The sequence below is a fragment of the Comamonas sp. F1-6 genome (genome assembly GCF_039581415.1).
Classification (GTDB): Bacteria; Pseudomonadota; Gammaproteobacteria; order Burkholderiales; family Burkholderiaceae_C; genus Comamonas; species Comamonas thiooxydans.
This window is the reverse complement of record NZ_JBCPWN010000026.1, coordinates 1-19,370: the sequence shown is the minus strand read 5'-3', so window position 1 is coordinate 19,370 and position 19,370 is coordinate 1. Positions and strand designations below refer to the sequence as shown.

17 protein-coding genes and 1 pseudogene are annotated in these 19,370 nt (G+C 60.1%); 8 read left to right on the top strand and 10 right to left on the bottom strand.

What is annotated here, in order from left to right:
* Nucleotides 1-10 precede the first annotated feature (10 nt).
* The 6 genes from AAIL66_RS20835 to AAIL66_RS20810 all read right to left on the bottom strand — a co-directional run bounded on the left by AAIL66_RS20835 (nucleotide 11) and on the right by AAIL66_RS20810 (nucleotide 6,184).
* Complete coding sequence (locus AAIL66_RS20835) at nucleotides 11-943, bottom strand: fatty acid desaturase (RefSeq protein WP_343497647.1); 933 nt, start codon at nucleotides 941-943, stop codon at nucleotides 11-13.
* Nucleotides 944-1,687 (bottom strand): sterol desaturase family protein, encoded by a 744-nt coding sequence (locus AAIL66_RS20830; RefSeq protein ID WP_034353802.1) that lies wholly within the window; start codon nucleotides 1,685-1,687, stop codon nucleotides 944-946. It abuts the gene before it with no gap.
* Between the two features lie 251 nt (nucleotides 1,688-1,938).
* Entirely contained in the window at nucleotides 1,939-2,937 is a 999-nt protein-coding gene (locus AAIL66_RS20825; RefSeq protein ID WP_034353799.1) for a tripartite tricarboxylate transporter substrate binding protein, read from the bottom strand.
* Between the two features lie 141 nt (nucleotides 2,938-3,078).
* Nucleotides 3,079-4,023 (bottom strand): RNA polymerase sigma factor RpoH, encoded by a 945-nt coding sequence (gene rpoH, locus AAIL66_RS20820; protein ID WP_003071304.1) that lies wholly within the window; start codon nucleotides 4,021-4,023, stop codon nucleotides 3,079-3,081.
* Nucleotides 4,024-4,199: 176 nt separating this feature from the next.
* Nucleotides 4,200-5,117: a LysR family transcriptional regulator gene (locus tag AAIL66_RS20815; RefSeq protein WP_233425104.1), complete on the bottom strand. Its 918-nt coding sequence runs from the start codon at nucleotides 5,115-5,117 to the stop codon at nucleotides 4,200-4,202.
* A 53-nt stretch (nucleotides 5,118-5,170) separates the two neighbouring features.
* Nucleotides 5,171-6,184 (bottom strand): tripartite tricarboxylate transporter substrate binding protein, encoded by a 1,014-nt coding sequence (locus AAIL66_RS20810; protein WP_034353791.1) that lies wholly within the window; start codon nucleotides 6,182-6,184, stop codon nucleotides 5,171-5,173.
* A gap of 111 nt (nucleotides 6,185-6,295) precedes the next feature.
* Between AAIL66_RS20810 and AAIL66_RS20805 the strand changes: the two genes are divergently transcribed.
* Entirely contained in the window at nucleotides 6,296-8,053 is a 1,758-nt protein-coding gene (locus tag AAIL66_RS20805; protein ID WP_034378095.1) for an IlvD/Edd family dehydratase, read from the top strand.
* Nucleotides 8,054-8,113: 60 nt separating this feature from the next.
* Complete coding sequence (locus AAIL66_RS20800; RefSeq protein WP_343497646.1) at nucleotides 8,114-8,746, top strand: GntR family transcriptional regulator; 633 nt, start codon at nucleotides 8,114-8,116, stop codon at nucleotides 8,744-8,746.
* Nucleotides 8,747-8,754: 8 nt separating this feature from the next.
* Here the strand turns inward: AAIL66_RS20800 and AAIL66_RS20795 are convergent, their stop codons facing one another.
* Both AAIL66_RS20795 and AAIL66_RS20790 read right to left on the bottom strand, forming a co-directional pair.
* Nucleotides 8,755-9,570 (bottom strand): 3-keto-5-aminohexanoate cleavage protein, encoded by an 816-nt coding sequence (locus AAIL66_RS20795; protein ID WP_080745866.1) that lies wholly within the window; start codon nucleotides 9,568-9,570, stop codon nucleotides 8,755-8,757.
* A gap of 12 nt (nucleotides 9,571-9,582) precedes the next feature.
* Nucleotides 9,583-10,488 carry a 3-hydroxyacyl-CoA dehydrogenase NAD-binding domain-containing protein gene (locus tag AAIL66_RS20790; protein WP_241781201.1) on the bottom strand — a complete coding sequence of 302 codons (906 nt, stop codon included), beginning with the start codon at nucleotides 10,486-10,488 and terminating at the stop codon, nucleotides 9,583-9,585.
* 401 nt (nucleotides 10,489-10,889) lie between these two features.
* On the opposite strand from AAIL66_RS20790, the pseudogene AAIL66_RS20785 reads away from it, so the two are divergent.
* Nucleotides 10,890-11,000: pseudogene (locus tag AAIL66_RS20785) on the top strand (IS5/IS1182 family transposase); the annotation flags it as partial.
* Nucleotides 11,001-11,108: 108 nt separating this feature from the next.
* Here the strand turns inward: AAIL66_RS20785 and AAIL66_RS20780 are convergent.
* On the bottom strand, nucleotides 11,109-12,683 hold the full coding sequence (locus AAIL66_RS20780) for an MFS transporter (RefSeq protein WP_343497645.1): 1,575 nt from the start codon (nucleotides 12,681-12,683) through the stop codon (nucleotides 11,109-11,111).
* Nucleotides 12,684-12,810: 127 nt separating this feature from the next.
* Here AAIL66_RS20780 and AAIL66_RS20775 point away from each other — a divergent pair, with 127 nt between their 5' ends.
* On the top strand, nucleotides 12,811-13,755 hold the full coding sequence (locus AAIL66_RS20775) for a LysR family transcriptional regulator (protein ID WP_080746069.1): 945 nt from the start codon (nucleotides 12,811-12,813) through the stop codon (nucleotides 13,753-13,755).
* Between the two features lie 159 nt (nucleotides 13,756-13,914).
* Here AAIL66_RS20775 and AAIL66_RS20770 read toward each other — a convergent pair whose 3' ends face one another.
* Nucleotides 13,915-14,859, bottom strand: coding sequence for a LysR family transcriptional regulator (locus AAIL66_RS20770; RefSeq protein ID WP_343497644.1), 945 nt, complete (start codon nucleotides 14,857-14,859; stop codon nucleotides 13,915-13,917).
* A 115-nt stretch (nucleotides 14,860-14,974) separates the two neighbouring features.
* On the opposite strand from AAIL66_RS20770, the gene AAIL66_RS20765 reads away from it, so the two are divergent.
* Genes AAIL66_RS20765 through AAIL66_RS20750 form a run of 4 tightly spaced genes read left to right on the top strand, consistent with a single transcriptional unit; the run spans nucleotide 14,975 to nucleotide 19,178 of the window.
* Nucleotides 14,975-15,952 (top strand): tripartite tricarboxylate transporter substrate binding protein, encoded by a 978-nt coding sequence (locus AAIL66_RS20765; RefSeq protein WP_343497643.1) that lies wholly within the window; start codon nucleotides 14,975-14,977, stop codon nucleotides 15,950-15,952.
* A gap of 2 nt (nucleotides 15,953-15,954) precedes the next feature.
* Nucleotides 15,955-17,004, top strand: a complete 1,050-nt coding sequence (locus tag AAIL66_RS20760) for a 4-hydroxythreonine-4-phosphate dehydrogenase PdxA (RefSeq protein WP_343497642.1) — start codon at nucleotides 15,955-15,957, stop codon at nucleotides 17,002-17,004.
* Between the two features lie 60 nt (nucleotides 17,005-17,064).
* Entirely contained in the window at nucleotides 17,065-18,237 is a 1,173-nt protein-coding gene (locus AAIL66_RS20755; protein ID WP_343497641.1) for an L-rhamnonate dehydratase, read from the top strand.
* Nucleotides 18,238-18,248: 11 nt separating this feature from the next.
* Nucleotides 18,249-19,178, top strand: coding sequence for a dihydrodipicolinate synthase family protein (locus AAIL66_RS20750; RefSeq protein WP_343497640.1), 930 nt, complete (start codon nucleotides 18,249-18,251; stop codon nucleotides 19,176-19,178).
* The last annotated feature ends 192 nt before the right edge of the window (nucleotides 19,179-19,370 follow it).

The following is a 19,370-nucleotide window of genomic DNA, read 5'->3' as shown; positions in this document are numbered from 1 at the left end:
CAACAGGTTTTTACTTCACAGCGTCGGGCGGCATCTGCGGCTGGGTTCTTGCCGCGGGCCAGACCAGACCCAATACAAACACGCGTCCCATATAAGGCAGCAGGCCACCTTCGTTCAATGCAGGTGTGACCCGTTGACGGTAAATGCGCTCATGCAGTCCGCTCAGTTCGGACCAGTGGGCATGCGGGCATTCATGGTGCGCGGTGTGCAGGCCAATATTAAAAAGCAGGGGGTTGACCAGGCCTTCAAAGTTGCGCGCGTAGTTCAGCTCGATACCTGGAGTATTGCGCTGTGCTCTGCTCAGCGGCCTTCCATCGGCGTGGGCATGCTGCAGGTAGTTGGTAGCCAGCAGCCAGTGCAGGCCGTGCAACTGGGGAACGATGATGAAGATCAACGCCTTTTGCCAGTCCAGCCAGAGAAAGAAGCCCCAGCTTCCCAGCCACAGCGCGTATTGCCCCATGCAGTAGCGAAAGGCGCCAGGCCAGTGACGGTGCAGATTGTTCAGCCAGCGAAAGAACAGCGGATACAGCACAAAAGCCGCCTGCACCGGGTGAATCAGATAGCCCCACAGATGATTGGTATCGCCGCCCCATTCTGGCCGGTAGGTGCGTGCCAGATCGCACGGTCCATGGCGAAATCGATGGTGATTGGCCACATGGGCGGGCCAGAACACAAAGGTGGGGTGGCCTTGAAGCAGGGTCAGCCAGTAATCGGTGAAGCGGTTGGTCCAGCGTCCCCACCACATGCGCACATGGGTGTGGTTGTGGTGAATAACGCCTATTCCCAATGTCAGAAACAGCTCGATGCCGTAGAGAATGAAGCTGAAGCCATGCCTCCATTGCCACCACACGAGCAGCGGCAGCAGGAGCATGTAGAAGACGGATTGCCAGTCCCGCCAGTGGCGCAGGACTGGATATCGGCGCTGGCCTGGGTGCCTGCTCATTCAGTGACTGGAGCTTTTGGGGGTGTTGTCTGCGACCCGCGTGCGCATGAGCTGGTCCATGAAGGCCAGCGCAAAGCCATAGTTGCCTGCCGGGCGCGCGTGGTGCAGATGGTGACGGCGGCTGGCGGCCAGTGGATGGGTGTCGGGGACTGAGGGAAAAAAATCGTAGTTGGAATGGCCGATCAGATTCAGGATCAGGCTCAACACCGGCACCGAGGCCAGCGACCAGAAATAAAAGTCATGCACCAGCATGGGCAGCAAGATGATGTTGCCCAGCATCAGCGCCTCGATGGGGTGGAAGCTGTAGGTGGACCAGGGGGTTGTCACCACGGAGCGGTGATGGTCGCCGTGATAGCGCACCAGGCGGCGCGTGTGCAGCAGGCGGTGGTTGATCCAGAAGTGCACATCGTTCCAGATCAGCAGCGCAAAGATCTCCACAGCGATGCGCCCGGCACTGGCTGTGGGGGAGAGCTGGGCCCAGCCTAGTTGCAGAAAGCCCCATGGAACGATCATGCCTGTGCCGAAGATCAGTATGGAATGAAAGGACTGGCGCCATTCACGCTTTAGCTGATCGGGCTTGAGCGGGCGCGTATCGAGCGGCCTGCCTATGCCCGCGCGTGCGAGGGCCGCTGTCAGTGCTGCCATGAGCAGGCCGCCCAGCAGATAAATACCCCCGAAAAAAACCAGGCCCAATGCCATGACTTGCCAGGCATTGAGCTGCGTGAACCAGGTACCAGCGTCCATGAAGGCTCCAAAAGCGGTGGCGCTGCCCTAGATACAACAATGCGCCCGACGGCATAGCGTAAACCCATGCCTGTCGGGCGCATGATAAAGGACGCCGCAGTAGCTTCAGCCGATACCCGGAGTAGAGCTCAGAGCACGGAATGTCGAAAAACTGGAGCTGTCCCAGCCGAGAGATGGCCAGCAAGGGCCGTCCCGCAGCTTAGGCTGTCGTCCCCCTCGGGGGAAGCCGCAAAGCGGCTCAGGGGGCGTGTTTACTGCGCCGTGATTCCCTGCTCGCGAATGATGGTGCCCAGCGCCTTCACATCCTGCTGGATGCGGTTGCTCAGGCCCTCGGGCGAGCTGCCCACAGCTTGCCAGCCTTGCATGGACAGCTTCTGGCGCATCTCGGGCGTACGCACGATCTCGCTGACGGCGGCTGCCAGCTTGTCCACATGGGCCTTGGGCATGGATCTGGGAGCAGCCACGGCGTTCCAGATTTCCAGATCAAAGTTGTTGACGCCGAGCTCTTTGAGGCTGGGAAGGCCGGGAGCCAGCGGGCTGCGTGCCGCAGAGGTCACTCCAATGCCGTGCAGCTTGCCGGCCTGAATCTGTGCCATTGCCAGTGCCGGAGGGAGCATGGACAGCTTCAAATCGCCGCCCTGAATGCCGTTGAAAACTTGGGGGTAGCCGGTATAGGGCACGTGCACGGCCTTGATGGCCGAGCGGCTCTTGAGCAGTTCCATGCCCAGATGGCCCACGGTACCGACACCGGGCGAGCCATAGCTCCATTTGTCGCCAGCCTTGGCGGCCGCTTCCATGAAGGCTTTGCCTTGTGGGGCCGACGCGGGGGCTACCAGCACCAGCGGAGCCACGCCGATCAGGCTCACGGGCTGCAGGTCCTTGATGGGGTCATAGCGCACGGCAGGGTTGAGCATCTTGGCAATGGTCATATTGCCGTTGATCATCACGCTGAAGGTGTAGCCATCAGCCTTGGCGACATATTCGCCGGCGATATTGCCGCCGGCCCCCACGCGGTTCTCCACGATGATGGTCTGACCCAGCTTCTTCTCCAATGGCTCGGCCAATGCGCGGGCCGTTAGATCGGGCGAGGAGCCTGCGGGGAAGCCCACGATCAGATGCAGGGGCTTGTCGGGCCAGTTGTCGGCTGCCATGGTGGCCGGAGCCATTGCTGTCGCCACCATGGCGACTCCTGCTGCAACCAGGCTGCGGCGGGACAGGTTCTTCAGGAGGCGCGAAGTGCGAATAGGCATGGCAGGTCTCTTGTGAATTCTTGATGGTTGATGGCTGCCCATGAGTGCAGCATGTCTTTCGACAAATAAAAAACCCGGAAATTATCCGGGTTTGAGGTTCAGCATTTCAGCCTTTTTAAGCCTTGCTGCGCAAGTTGGCGTTTACGCAAACTCGGCCAGCGCTTTTTTCATCTTTTTCATGGCGGCTACCTCAATTTGGCGAATGCGCTCGGCGCTCACACCGTATTCGGCAGCCAGCTCATGCAGCGTCATGCCGCCAGAGCCGTCGTCATTGACCTTGAGCCAGCGCTCTTCAACGATGCGGCGGCTGCGGTCATCCAGGCCCTCCAGGGCCATGACCAGGCCATCGGTTGCCAGATGATCGCGCTGGCGCGATTCAAGCATGGCTGTAGGCTCGTGGCTGGCATCAGCCAGGTAGGCGATGGGGCCGAAGGCCTGCTCTCCGTCGTCGCTGGGAGAAGGATCCAGCAGCACATCGCCACCGGCCAGACGGGTTTCCATCTCGATGACTTCCTCGCGCTTGACGTTGAGCTTTGCAGCAACCGCGTCAATTTCGTTCGAGGTCAGCGTCTCGCGCAGGGCCAGCTCTTCGTCCGCCATGGCGGCATCGGACTTCAGGTCATGCTTCATCGAGCGCAGATTGAAGAACAGCTTGCGCTGGGCCTTGGTCGTGGCGACCTTGACCATGCGCCAGTTCTTCAGAATGTATTCGTGGATTTCCGCCTTGATCCAGTGCATAGCGTAGCTGACCAGACGCACGCCCTGATCGGGGTCGAAGCGTTTGACAGCCTTCATCAGTCCCACATTGCCTTCCTGAATCAGGTCGCCGTGAGGCAGGCCATAACCCAGGTACTGGCGCGAGATGGAGACGACCAGACGCAGGTGAGACATCACCAGACGCCCGGCGGCGTCCAGATCATTGTGTTCTTTGAGCTTGCGAGCGTAGTCCTGCTCTTCCTCAAGGGTGAGCATTGGCATACGATTGACCGCCGAGATATAGGCATCCAGGTTGCCCAGCGGAGGTACCAGCGCCCAGGGGTTCGCGGGCGCCAAGGCAGTAGCAATGGAGCCGGAGGCAGTTTTCATTGCAGGTTTCCTTTCTTCCATGATCTTCATATTAGCACTCCGTTAGAGAGAGTGCTAAAGACAAAGTTCCCACAGCTTTTGTTGGTTTTTGACGGTTCAGGCGGCTCGTGTCGATTCGTGGAGAATTTTTTACATTCCCTTCGACCTCTCTCTTTCCTGGCATCTGCTGTAGTGCACTAGCTTGAATGAGAGGCCAGGTTGTGCAGGCTCGCTCTGATTAACGCCTCCAATGCCTTGGCCGCCGAGCTTCGAGGTGCGTGGCGGCGCATCACCATGCCCAAAGGACGTTGAATTCCGGGGGACGACAAAGGAATCTGCACAAGGCGGCCAGCTTGCAACAGCGATACGGCTGTTTCAGGTAGTGCGCTGATGCCCAGGCCCGCACTGACCAGAGCTCCTATGGTTGCAATATGGTCAACTTCAAAGACGGGAGCGAAATAGAGCCCTTTTGAGTGCAGATCCGCATCAATGTACTGGCGGACGCTGGCAGAACTGGGCATGGAGACATGCGGATAGTCCAAGGTGTTCTCGATCGGGACGGGACCTGCCTGCTTGGATAGAGGATGGTCATCGGGACAGATGAGAAAGAACTGGTCCTCCATCAATTGCTCATAGGCGAGGTCTTCTTGCTTGGGATCTGCTGCAGTGAGTGCAAAGTCGACCTTGCCATCACGAACGAGATCAAACGCAGGGCCCGATAAGGTATCAAGCAAGGACAAGCGTACCCCGGGATGAATCCGCGTGAATTCGGCAAAGACCTTTGGCAGCAGCGAGGCGGCCAAAGAAGGAAGTGCTGCAACCGTCACCGATCCCGTTCTGAGCTGGACGGTGTCCGTCACGGCCCGTAGGGCTCGCTGCGTATCTCGCAAGATCTCCTGGGCATGGGCAATAAAAACATGCCCCGCATCGGTCAGCTCGACAGCGCGAGTGGTGCGCTCAAACAGTCTTGCTCCGATTTGGGCTTCCACACGCGCAATCAGGGCCGACAGCGCAGATTGGGAGAGGTGAACCAGGAGGGCGGCTTGACCAAAGCTCTTGGTCTGGCTCAGGGCTACTACCGCTCTCAGGTCTTTGGTTGATAGATTGGCTTCCACCACAGCAGTATAGGTAGCGGAGCTGCAGCGTCCTGGAGCTCCGCTATCTTCGCTTATTCAGCCTTGATGTCGCTGTCTTTGATCAATCGGGCCCACTTGGCGTACTCGGCGTTGATGATCTTGGCCGACTCGTCCGGCGTGCTGTAGGTAGCAATAGTCCCCTGGGCGAGCATGGAGTCCTTGACATCCTGCTTGGACAGAATCACTTTCAGCGCTGAATTGATCTTCTGAATGACTGCACCTGGAGTTCCTGCAGGTGCCGAAAGTGCAAACATGGAGCTGACCTGCATGTCTGGAAATCCAGCTTCCACGGCAGTAGCGATGTCTGGAATCGAGGCAACGCGTTCTTTGGTCGTTGTGGCCAGGGCCCGGAGCTTGCCTGCCTTGATCTGGCTTTGTGCGGCAGGAACGGTGTCAATCATGGCGTTGACCTGACCGCCGAGCAGATCGGAAAGAGCGGGTCCGCTGCCTTTGTAGGGCACATGAACGACTTCAACCTGTGTCTGACGCTTGAACATCTCGATCGAGAGATGCTGAGGCGAGCCATTGCCTGCGGATGCAAACGTGACGCTGCCGGGGCTGGCCTTGGCAAGCGCTACCAGTTCCTTGACGGACTTCGCCTGAACATTGGGGTTGACCACAAATACCAGCGGAACGGTACCTACGACGGAGATATGAGAGAAGCTCTTATGGATGTCAAAAGGAGTCGCAGCAGGCGTTAGCGCTGCATTGATGGTGTGGCTTGTGAATGCACCCATCAGCAAGGTGTAGCCATCAGCAGGTGATTTGGCGACTTGACCTGCACCAAGGCTACCGCCAGCTCCGGCGCGATTGTCGACGACGAACTGCTGCCCGAGTGCGTCTGAAAGCTGCTTGGCAAGAACGCGGCCGATGACATCTGTCGCTCCGCCCGGCGCATAGGGAACCACCAGCCTCACGGGTTTGGTGGGGTAGTCAGTTTGCGCACAGGCTGCTCCCGATGCACCAGATGCGACGAGGGCGGTTGCAACCAGGTTAATGAGATTGCGGCGGCGCATGCCCGGATTAACGAGTTCTGTGGGTTTCATGAAGTCTCCTTTAGGGTTTTCAGGTATGCGCTTTCTTGTTTGAGCGCTCGATTTTTCTTTTAATCAATAATATTATTAATAATCAGCGCATCAACAATGGTTAACCCTCCCATGACGAACAAGCCAGACCAGCAAGCCACGATTCATCCGGAAGCCGCTTCGAGCGGCATTTCCAAAGGACTCACCAACTATGGTGATCGCGGTTTCTCTCTCTTTTTGCGCAAGGCCTTCATCAAGGGGGCGGGCTATACCGACAAGGCGCTGGACAGACCTGTGATTGGTATCTCGAACACAGGCAGCTCCTACAACCCTTGTCACGGAAACATGCCGCAATTGATTGAGGCGGTGAAGCGCGGCATCCTGATGGCAGGCGGTCTGCCCATGGACTTCCCGACCATCTCGCTGCACGAGAGCTTTTCCCAGCCGACCAGCATGTACCTGCGCAACCTCATGTCCATGGACACGGAGGAGATGCTGCGAGCGCAACCCATGGATGCGGTCGTGCTGATCGGGGGGTGTGACAAGACAGTGCCGGCTCAGCTGATGGGAGCTGCTTCGGTCGGACTGCCGGCAGTGCAACTGGTCACCGGCTCCATGCTCACGGGATCGCATCGAAGCGAAAGAGTGGGTGCGTGCACCGATTGCCGGCGCTACTGGGGAAAATTTCGTGCCGAAGAAATTGATGCTGAGGAAATTTCCGACGTCAACAATCAGCTCGTCGCCAGCGTGGGCACCTGCTCGGTGGCGGGCACTGCCAGCACGATGGCCTGCATTGCAGAGGCTCTGGGGATTGGCATTCCTGGCAGTGCAACTCCTCCAGCGGTTACTGCCGACCGCATTCGAATTGCGGAGCGATCCGGTGAGGTGGCCGTGCACATGGCGCGTGCAGGATTGAGCATTGACAAGATTCTCACGCCTGCTGCCTTCGAAAACGCCATGCGCGTGTTGCTGGCCATGGGCGGCTCGACCAATGCCATCGTGCATCTGGCCGCGATCGCGGGTCGCCTGGGCTACGAGCTGGATCTCAAGGCTTTGGACGTCATGAGCCGCAATACTCCCGTGTTGCTCGACCTCAAGCCGTCCGGCGACCACTACATGGAGGACTTTCATGCAGCCGGCGGCATGCATACCCTGCTTCGAGAGCTCAAGCCCCTGCTGCATCTGGATGCTCTGACCGTGACGGGGCGCACCTTGGGCGAGGAGCTGGAGGCGGCTGGCCCAGGCTTCAAGCAGCATGTGGTCAAGACTTTGGATGCCCCTTTGTATCCGCAGGGAGGCATTGCCGTGCTGCACGGCAATCTTGCCCCGGCAGGCGCCATCATCAAGCAGTCCGCAGCCAACCCCGAGCTGATGGAGCATGAGGGCCGTGCCGTTGTCTTCGAGAATGCAGAGGACCTGGCAGCGCGTATCGACTCGCCCGAGCTTGATGTGCGGGCCGAGGATGTGCTGGTGCTCAAGAATATCGGCCCCAAAGCAGCGGCGATGCCGGAAGCGGGTTACTTGCCCATTCCCAAGAAACTCGCCGCTCAAGGCGTGAAAGACATGGTGCGCGTTTCTGATGGCCGTATGAGCGGCACCGCTTTCGGCACCATCGTCCTGCATGTGACGCCAGAGGCAGCGATTGGCGGCCCCTTGGCCTGGGTGCAAACCGGAGACAGAATTCGCCTGTCGGTGCGCGAGCGCTGTATTGAATGGCTGGTCAGCGATGAAGAGCTGGCTATGCGTCAGAATGCCAAGCCTGTTCAAGTTCCTGTGGCAGAGCGTGGTTACGCGCATCTGTTCAAGAAAACTGTTTTGCAGGCTGATCGTGGCGCAGACTTTGATTTCTTGACCGCGACGCAGCGCAAGGGTTCGATTCCAAGGAGTTAAGTTCATATGCCGACGGGCGCTTTTGCCAAGGAGCGCCGTCCATCCGAGGACGGTGCATCCGTGATTGCCGCGACATTGGAGGAAGACATTGTTCTGGGCCTCTTGGCTCCCAGAGTGCGTCTTGTCGAAGATGATCTGATGGAACGGTTCGCAGCCAAACGCCATGTGGTGCGAGACGCTTTGGCTCAGCTCGAAAGCGCTGGCCTGCTTGAGCGCAGGCGCAATATTGGCTCCATGGTGAAGGCTTTCAGCAGAGATGAAGTCATTCATCTCTACGAAATGAGAGAGCTGCTCGAGCTGGAGGCTATGCGCAGAATTGCGCTGCCTCTGGACCGTGATGCCCTGGAGCAGCTCAGGCGCATTCAGACCGGGCATGACGCAGCTATCCTGCAACAGGACCCGCGCGGCATTTTTCGGACCAACCAGGAGTTTCATCGGCTTTTGTTTGCTCAATGCGGCAATGTTTTTCTGTCGCAATCCATCGAAGACTTCGCGCGCCAAACGCATGCAATTCGATTTGGAACGCTGATGTCCAGAGAGCGTCAGCTGCAATCCCAAAAGGAGCATCACGAGCTGCTGGCGGTGCTGGCGGAAGGGGAGGGGGCGAGGGAGCGTCTGATCCGTCTGACGGCAGACCATCTTGTGCCTCCAAGAGATCACTACTTGAAGGCAGAAGAGGCGCTGCTGCCTTGAAGTGCTGATCAGTTCAGGAACATGCCTCGAATATCGTGAGCCGTGGCCAGAGGGCGGCCCAGCGCTGCGGCCCCCTGGCAAACTTGGTCGACCAAGGCTGCATTGCTTGCTGCCGGCTCGCCGCTCTTCAGGAACAGGTTGTTCTCGAAGCCGACGCGCGCATGGCCTCCAAGACTTGCAGCAGCCATCGCGCATGCGTTTTCCTGCGGGCCGAAGGCGCACATCGCCCATGGATGGGCATCGTCATGGGCATTCAGGAATGGCAGCAGATCGATGGGCGAAGAGGTCTGGCCCGCCGAGTAGCGGCCCAGTACAAACAGCAGAAACCATTTGTTTTCCGGGATGACGCCGCTTGCAAGCAGGCGCTGCCAGGCCTGCACGTCCGCCACGTCATACAGGATGATCTGGGTCATCACATTGCTTTGCTTGAGCCATGTGAAGAAGGATTGGATATCCGCTTCGGGAACTTCAGGTTTGAGTATTTCGCGCAAGCCGACAGAGATCGCTTCCGGAGCCGTTTCGCGTGCGACCCGCATCTGCTCGTATGGCTGGTAGACCTGTGCTGCTTCAGTGGTGACCTGAACCACCAGCTCCTGGCCCACTGCTTTGCGCACTGCAGCAGTGGCTTCAATGTAGGCGCTGGCATCGAGCAAATGCTTGCCGTCAGGCTTGCGTACATGCATATGAATCATGGACGCACCGGAGTCCAGGCATTCCTTGGCGGTCTGTGCCAGATCGGCCGCAGTCAGAGGAACCTCAGGGTGCTGCTCCCTGGTCTTGTAGGCTCCGTTGGGGGCAACGGTGATGATCAGAGGTGTATTCATCATGCGCTCCTCTTATTGCTCGGCAGCGTCGCCCACGGAAGGCAATTCGCTCTTGAGAAGTTCGAGACCTGCCAGCAGCGTCTTCTGGTAGCGCTGTTTCTCTTGCGCGATGCTCTCTGGAGTCCACTTGAAAAAACCTTCTCCGGACTTCATGCCGAATTTTCCCTCAGCCACTCTTTGCGAAAGGCATGGGCTTGGCTCCTTGTTGGCCGCCAGCGATGGATACATCGTTGCTCCAGCGGCGCAGTGGACTTCCAGACCTGCATGGTCGCGCTGAAGCACGGGGCCCGCTGCAAGAAAGCGAAAGCCGAAGCCAAAGCGCACGGCTGCATCCACGTCTTCGGCTGATGCAATGCCAGCTTCAATCAGTGCAAAAGCTTCGCGAGCCAGCGCGTGCTGAAGACGATTCGCCAAAAAGCCTGGCAAATCCTTCTTGACCAGCACCGGCACCATGCCGCACTGGCGCATGAAAGCATGAAGGTTCTCTGCACATTCCATGCGGGATGCCTCGCCGCACACCACTTCGACAAGAGGCGTCAGGTGTGCAGGCATGAAGAAGTGCAGACCCAGCATGCGTTCCTGCGTTGCCAGGCCTTCTGCAATGGCCGTAATGGGGAAGCTAGAGCTGTTGCTGGCCAGCAATGCATTCTTGCGGGCGCGCTGCTCGAGTTGCTTGAAAAGCGCTTGCTTGATGTCCAGGCGCTCCGGGATGCATTCGATCACAAGATCCACAGAACTCCAGTCGAGGTCGTCCAATGACGAGACGACGGACAGGTGGGCAAGCTGCTGCCCCGCATCCAGTTGGGTCAAGCCGTGATGGACCAGTCCAGGGACTTTGGCAGCACGGTCGGGATTGGACTCGACAACAGTCGTTTTGCAAGCTCCTCGGCAAAGAACGACCGCGACATCGGCTCCCATCGTTCCGCCGCCAATAACCACAGCATGTGAACGCGAGGGACGGAAAAAGTGCCCAGGCGCACTGAAAATCTTTTGCTCCAACGGATGTCTCCAGGTTCTATGAGTCTTGGAGGAAGTCTGGATGGTTTCAATAAATTTGTTAAACAAATTTATTGGGATAAATATCCTGATTTTTAAATATATTGCGATGTGACTCTTCTATCCGTGAGGAGCCGTCGACACGATTCAGCAAATCGCAGGCGGTGCAAAAGCACCGCAGTCTTTGATCGACTTGGAGCGTGCTATGAATTTGCCACGGCAGTGCATTGGGCAGAGCTATGCCGCACGCAGGCACCAACGTGGACGCTACCTGGAGTGCTGCACTGACATTCACCAAGAATGGAAACAAGGTGCATGGTGAAGAGATGCACCAGAGCGGGAGAGGCAAGCAGTGGTACTTCGGCATGGATGCTGATTCTGGCCTGGTGCACACAGCAGGTGGCACGGCTGCCAATCCTGCGATGTTGTCGAGGCCTGCCGCTTGCAGCCCCGGCAGGAAATCGATGTCCATGGCAATGCAGGCAACCAAGTTGCAGATCAGCGAGCAGATTCTTGCCCATCGGCATGGAGCGCCATAAAAGTCACCGGGCTGGCCTGTGACCCGAAAAGATCACAAAGCTGCCCAGTGCCAGCAGCCACACGGCGATGGCGGCATAGAGCATTACGCCGCCAAAGCTGTGTACCAGCGCCTCGCGGGCAATGTCTGTCAGTGCCTGCGGCGAAGTGGCTGCGTCAGCGCCTGCTTGCAGGGCGTACAGGGCTTGCAGGTTGCCAGAGACAATGCCGTTGGCCATCTCGCGCAGCGCAGCAGCATCTACGGGTTCATGCAATGCGGTTTGCAGGTGCTGCTGCACGCCGTGCACCAGCAGGAAACCCATCAGCGCGATATTGATCGACAGCGTAATCATGCGGGCACTCATGTCGATGCCGGACGCCATGCCGGCGCGTGCGCTGGAGACCGCTGCCGTGGTGGTATTGGTCACTGGGGTGTTGGTGATGCCCAGCCCTGCGCCGGCAATCAGGCAGCCCGGCAGCACGTAAAGCCAGTGGCTGTTGGCGAGCTGGCTGCCAGCGAGCATCAGCATGAACCCAAGACCGATGGCGAATAGCCCCAGTGGAATGGCGATACGCGGGCCATAGCGCATGGCGATGCGTTCTCCAACCACCGGGAACACCAGCGTGGGAAGGGTGTAGGCTAGCAGCGAGACGCCGGCGGCCGTGACATCCTGACCTAGCGCACTCTGAAAATAGATGGGCAAGTAGATGATGAACGCCCAGAAGCTGAAGTTCATGCCCATGGAGCCCATCAGCGCACCGGAGAAATTGCGCACCCGAAAGACGGAGAAGTCGAACATGGGATGCTGGGCACGCAGTTCCACCCACACAAAGGTCGCAAAACTCAGCAGACCCACAGCCATGGCGGCCAGCGCAGACATGCTGCCAAAACCGGTATCGGAGCCCTGCGTCACAAAGAAGGCCAGGCCAAATACTGCGAGGGACAGCGTGACGATGCCCGCAAGATCCAGCGCGCCGGCCTTGGGGTCATGCGATTCCTGCACGGCGATGGTGGCCAGAAAGAAAGTCAGCGTGGCAATCAGCACGTGTACCCAGAACACCCAGCGCCAGTCCGATAGGGCGACGATCATGCCGCCAATCAGCGGGCCGAAGCCCAAGCCTATGCCGAGCATGACTCCCCAGGTGCTGAAGGCGCGGCTGCGCTCGGCGCCTTGCGGAAATTGATGCGAGAGGACGGCTACCAGGCAGATCAGCATGGCGCCGCCGCTGGCCCCCTGGAACACGCGGCTGGCAATCAGCATCGGTGTGTTCCATGCCAGGCCGCACAGCAGCGATGAAAACGCAAAGAGGGCTATGGAGATCAGAAAGACCCGCTTGCGGCCAAACCGGTCTGCCAGTGTCCCGGTGGCCATGAGCACCGAGACGCAGGCGATGGTGTAGGCATTCATGATCCACTGAATGTCTTTGAAGTCACTGTGCAGAACGGACTCCAGCGTGGGCAAGATGACAGGCACGCTGGAGATTTCAAGGCTGAACATCAGTGAGGCCAGACAGACCGATAGCAGCGCAATGCGATTGCGCCGGGTCGGTGCCGGCTCCAGGCTGCTGGTGTTCAAGAGATCAACATCATTCGAGGACATGGTTGCGCACTCCAGAAAAGGGAAACTGCGTTCTGGCGCAGAACGTTCAACGCGAGTCTATGGGAATAAAATTCTTAAATTTACGCGTTGATTTCCCATCATTGGGGAGCTGAAGGATCCAATCGACATGACTGTGCAAGACCCTCTGGAAGGAGTCTCCACCTTTGTGCAGGTGGTGGAAGCGGGCGGCTTCACTGCTGCTGCCAAGCGGCTTGGCGTGACGCGCTCTGCCGTGGGCAAGGCCGTTGCCAGGCTGGAGGCACGTCTGGGCTCGAGGCTACTGCAGCGCAATACGCGTACCCAGACCCTGACTGCGGAAGGACAGATCTACTACGAGCGCTGCACCCGTGCACTCAAGGAGCTGGATGCAGCCGAGGCGGATCTGGACAGTGGCCGCATGGAGCCCATCGGGCGCCTACGGGTCAGCGTGCCAGAAGGCTTTGGGCAGCTGTGCGTGGCGCCAATACTGCTGAATCTGACGCGTCTGTATCCGCAGCTGAGCATCGATCTGTCGTTTGGCGACCGTACAGTCGATCTGATCGAGGAGGGATTTGACCTGGCCATACGCATAGGCCCGCTGCAAGACAGCGGCACCTTGTCTGCGCGCCTGCTGGGCACGCAGCACATCAGCATCGGAGCTTCCCCGGCCTATCTGGCACGCCACGGCACGCCCGGCAAACTGGAGGAGCTCGATGGTCATGCGGTCATCAGTTATTCGCACTCGGGTGTCGTCGCCCCGTGGAATGTTTCGCCAGTTGCTGGGCGAGGCGGCAGCTCGGACTACCGCCTGCAGGTGCACTCCCAGATCAGCATGGACGATATACAGGCCATTGCCGCTGCTGCTGTGGCGGGCTATGGCATTGCCTGGGTCCCTTGCTGGCTGCTGAGCAGCTATGCCAAGCGTGGAGAGCTGGTACATATCCTGCCCGACTATCGGGCACGCTCCTATGAGATCCATGCACTCTGGCCACAGGCACGGCAATTACGTTGCAAGTTGCGGGTGGCCATCGACGCGCTGGTGGCCGAGATTCCGGCTTTGCTGAATCCTGAGGATGCGGTCCATTCCCGGTAAGGTTTGTGCGTTTCCGCCACCGTGCAATGCCTGCGCTTGAGGCTCAAGGCTCAAGGCATTTGGAAAAGTGGAGGTGGACGGTTTTTAGCACTCCGGGCTAAATTTGGGCTGACCTGACTAGTGCGCAAAGATCGACTTCGAGCGAATGCCAGACGCTGTTCAGGCAACCGTACGTTGATGGTGCAGCAGATCCAGGAACATCTGTGCCGAGCGGCTGATGGGCCTGTCCTTGCGTACCAGGCTGCCGTAGGCCTCCAGACTGTGCTTGGTCCGATACGGCAGGATATGCAGCATGCCGTGGGCGGCATGAAGGTCCGCCACCGTGCGCGGAATCACGCCCACCATATTCGAGCTGCGCACCAGATTGATGGTGGTGAGTATGGAGCCGGTTTCGATCAGACCGCGCGGCAGCGGCAGACTGTGCTCGCGGAACTCTTGTTCGATCAAGCTGCGCATGGGGCTGCCGGGTGGCTGCATGACCCAGCCATGTCCCTGCAAAGCCTGCAGACCGGGCCGCTGCAGCGACAGCAGCGGATGTCCCTCGCACACGATGAAGGCCAGCTGCTCGTCGTCGATCGGGCAAAAGCGGCAATCGCGGCCCGCTTCATTCGTCATGCGCCCGACGACCACCTCCAGCACTCCCTCACGCAGCTGCGCCAGCAAGCGATCGCTGGTGTCCACGGCCACTTCCAGCTCCAGCAAGGGCAGCTGCTGTTTCAGCTCCAGCAAGGCCTGGGTGAGCCGCCCGGGTGACGCGGCCATGATGCTGCCCACGGCCAGCCGCCCGGAGCTTCCCTGGCGCAGCTCGCCCAGTTCGCGATTCAGGGCCTCGATATTGCCGCGCAGCGAACGGAAATATTCCAGCACCCGCTCTCCGGCCGCATTGCGCTGCAGCCGCCGGCCCACGCGCTCGAACAGGGGCTGACCCAGGGCATCTTCGAGTTCCTGCAGCATTTTGGTGGCGGCAGGCTGGGTCAGGCCGAGCTCGGCCGCTGCCGCGCGCAAGGTCTGGCGCTCGTCGATGGCCAGTATCAAGGCCACCTGGCGCATGCGCAGCCGGTTAAGCAACTGTGGCGTGTTGTCGCGCTTGTCTATCGATCCCATGGCATGGCTTCTTATTGCTTCAGGTTATCGATTAATCAATAACTTTCAATTTACGCATATCAGCGCCTTCCCTAGCATCGGGCTGCGATGAAATAAAAAAGCCAAGGAGACAAATGTGCAAAGACGTCATCTACTTTCCATAGCCGCTGTGTGCGGCGCCGCCGCGCTGCCCTGGCAGGTCCAGGCCCAGGACTCTGCGAACTGGCCCGTCAAGCCCGTGCGCATGCTGGTGGGGTCCGCGCCCGGAGGCGGCACCGATGCCATGGCCCGCGCCGTGGCCGACAGGCTGGGGCCGCTGCTCAAGCAGCCGGTGATCGTGGAGAACCGGCCCGGCGTCTCCAACACACTGGCCGTGGACATGACGGCCAAGGCCACGGACGGCCACACCATGGTCATGGGTGTGGTCACGGCCCATGCCATCGCACCGCATCTGCTCAAGCTGGGGTACGACAACAACCGGGATCTGGTTCCTGTGGCCTTTGTCGGCTCCGTGCCCAATGTGCTGGTGGTGGGCAACTCCGTTGCCGCCAACACGGTGGCGGAGCTGGTGGCCATGGCCAGGAAGAATCCCAATCAGATCAATTTCGCCAGCAGCGGCACGAGCAGCACCCAGCATATCGCTGCCGAGGTGTTCAAGGATGCAGCAGACATTCAGATCACCCATGTACCCTACAAGGGCAGCGCCGCGGCCCTGGTCGATCTGGTCAGCGGCCAGGTGCAGATGAGCTTCGACACCATGCCCTCGGTCATAGGCCAGATCAAGGCCGGCAAGCTGCGTGCCCTGGCGGTCACTTCGCCCCAGCGCAACCCTCAGCTGCCCCAGGTGCCGACCATGGCCGAAGCGGGTCTGCGCGAGGTGGAAATCAGCGCCTGGTACGGCATCTACATGCCGGCCTCCACGCCCAAGGCCGTTCAGCAAAAAGTGCATGACGAAGTCAACAAGGTCATCGCCATGCCCGAGACCAAGAGCCGCCTCGAAGCCGTAGGTGCCGAGCTGCGGCCCATGCCCCAGGCCGACTTCGGCAGTTTTCACCTCGCCGAGTACAAGCGCTTCGGCGACATCATTCGCAAGAACAACATCAAGCTGGACTGAGCATGAGCAAGGCTTCTCTTCCCGTTGTCGCCCTGACCCTGGGCGATCCCTCCGGCATCGGCGCCGAGCTTGTTGCGCGTTTGCTGGCCAGGCCGCAAGCCACCGAGCAGGCGAACCTGGTGCTGATAGGCGATCCCTGGCTCTGGGAGCAGGGCCAGCGCATCGCTGGCCTGCAGGTTGCAACCGTTCCGCTGGCCGGCCTGTCCGATGCGCGCGAGCGTGCCGATACGCGGCTGCCGGCCTTTGTGGCCGTGGACACCGTCGCTCAGGCCGATGTGGTGCCGGGACAGGTGGGGGCGGCAGGCGGCCGCTCGGTGCTGCAGGTGCTCGACCGGTGCATGGATGCGGCCCTGGGCGGCGATATCGACGCCATCTGCTTTGCGCCCTTGAACAAGCAGGCCATGAAGCTGGGCGGCCTGCGCCATGAGGACGAGCTGCACCACTTTGCCGAGTACCTGGGCGTGACCGGTTACTTCTGCGAGTTCAACACGCTGGGTGATCTCTGGACCTCACGTATTTCCTCGCATGTACCCCTCAAGGATGTGGCCGGCTACCTGAGCGTGGAGCGCATCAGCCAGGCGGCCGAGCTGATCTACAAGGCCTTGCGCGCCAGCGGCCTGGCTGCTCCCAAGGTGGCGATTGCCGGCTTCAACCCGCACAACGGCGACGGCGGCACCTGCGGCCGCGAGGAAATCGACATCATCGCGCCCGCAGTCCAGGCCCTGCAGGCGCGCGACTGGCCCAGCGATGCACCGTTCCACGGCCCGTTTCCGGCCGACACCATCTTCCTCAAGGCACAGGCCGGCGAGTACCAGGCCATCGTGACCATGTACCACGACCAGGGCCAGATAGCGATCAAGCTGCTGGGCTTCTCGCGTGGGGTGACGGTGCAGGGCGGTCTGCCGATTCCCATCACCACGCCGGCCCACGGCACTGCCTACGACATCGCGGGCCAGGGCAAGGCCAATGTGGAGGCCACCTGGCAGGCGCTGCAGATCGCCGCACGCATGGGGGCCGCCCACCGCGATCGCCAGGCTGCCCCAGCCGTCTGAGCCCGTTTCCCGGGCGGCCTGGGCCGCCTGTCCTACTCACTCTTTTCTTCCGAGGTCTGTATGAAGATCAAGTCCGTCCGCGCCCGTGTCTATGAATGGAAGGGCAAGACCGTTCCGCCCCAGGGCAACTTCTGCTCCAACGCCATGGATCTGGTGTACTCCAACACCGAGTCCATGAGCACCTTCCGCTTTCATTCGTGGACCGTGGTCGAGATCGAAACCGACGACGGCATCATCGGTCTGGGCAATGTGGCCCTGGCGCCCAAAATCGCCAAGGCCATCATCGACGAGTACCTGGCGCCGCTGGTCATCGGTCAGGACCCCTGGGACTACGAATACCTGTGGCAGCGCATGTACCGTGCCACCCATGCCTGGGGCCGCAAGGGCGTGACCATGGCCGCCATCTCTGCCGTGGATCTGGCCATCTGGGACATCCTGGGCAAGAGCGTGAACAAGCCCGTGTTCAAGCTGCTGGGCGGGCGCACCAAGGAAAAGATTCCCTGCTACTACAGCAAGCTCTATCGCACCGACCTCAAAGAGATGCAGGACGAAGCCCAGAAATTCCTGGACCAGGGTTTCAAGGCCTTCAAGATGCGCTTTGGCTACGGCCCGGCCCATTTGCAGGAGGGCGTGAAAGAGAACCTCAAGTCCGTCGAGGCCATCCGCGAAGTGATCGGCTACGACACCGACCTGATGCTGGAGTGCTATATGGGCTGGAACCTGGAGTACGCCAAGCGCATGCTGCCCAAGCTCGCCAGGTTCGAGCCGCGCTGGCTGGAAGAGCCCGTGATCGCCGACGACATCGACGGCTACGCCGAGCTCAACGCCATGAACATCATCCCCATCTCGGGCGGCGAGCACGAGTTTTCGCTCTACGGCTTCAAGCAACTGCTGGACAGGAAGGCCGTCTCCGTCGTGCAGTACGACACCAACCGTGTGGGCGGCATCACGGCGGCGCACAAGATCAATGCCTTGTGCGAGGCCTATTCCGTGCCTGTGATCCCGCATGCGGGCCAGATGCACAACTATCACCTCACCATGAGTACGCTGGCCTCGCCCATGGCCGAGTACTTCCCCATCTTCGATGTGGAAGTCGGCAACGAGCTGTTCTGGTACATCTTCGACGGCGAACCGGTTGCCGACAACGGCTTCCTGCAGCTGCGCGACGACGTGCCGGGTCTGGGCCTCACGCTCAAGACCGAGTACCTCGACCAGTTCCACATCATCGATTGAGGAGACGCAGCATGCCCGGACTCTCCAATCCCCGTTACCGGGGCATCTTCCCTGTCGTGCCCACCACCTTCCACGAGGACGGCACGCTGGACCTGACCAGCCAGAAGCGCTGCCTGGACTTCATGATCGACTCGGGCGTCGACGGCCTGTGCATCCTGGCCAACTTCTCCGAGCAGTTCCTGGTCTCGGACGAGGAGCGCGAAATCCTCACGCGAACGGCCCTGGAGCATGTGGGCGGCCGTGTGCCCGTGATCGTGACCACCACGCACACCAGTACCAGAATCTGCGCCGAGCGCAGCCGCCGCGCCCAGGACATGGGCGCGGCCATGGTCATGGTCATGCCGCCTTACCACGGCGCCACCTTCCGCTTCGGCGAATCCCAGGTGCAGGTCTTCTACCAGGGCGTGTCCGACGCCATCGACATCCCCATCATGGTCCAGGATGCGCCGGCCGCAGGCACGCCACTGTCGCCGGCCTTTCTGGCCCGTATGGCCAGGGAGATTGAGCAGGTCAGCTACTTCAAGATGGAAACCGCCGGTGCGGCGGGCAAGCTGCGCGAGCTGATCGCCCTGGGCGGCGAAGCCATCGAAGGCCCGTGGGACGGCGAGGAAGCCATCACGCTGCTGGCTGATCTGGAGGCCGGAGCGACAGGCGCCATGACCGGCGGCGGCTTCGCCGATGGCATCCGCCCCATCATCGAGGCGCACCGCGCTGGCGACAAGGACAAGGCCTTTGCCGAGTACCAGCGCTGGCTGCCGCTGATCAACCACGAGAACCGCCAGGCCGGTTTTCTGGCCGCCAAGGCGCTGATGAAGGAAGGCTGCGTGATCGCCTGCGACGCGCCGCGCTCGCCCTGGCCGCCCATGCACCCCGAGGTGCGCCGCCAGCTCATCGACATCGCACGCCGGCTGGATCCGCTGGTGCTGCGCTGGGCCCGTTGAGACGACTATGAATACAGGAGCTGGTTACGCCTGTTTATTCAAGAATTCAGATACTTTTCATGCTGAGATCTATGAATAACAGGCGCAACAAGCTCCTCTATCAAGAGCATATCCATGACCCCACATCTCAACCTGATCAACGGCCAGTGGACGGCTGCTGACAGCTACTCTTCCAACACCAACCCCAGCGAC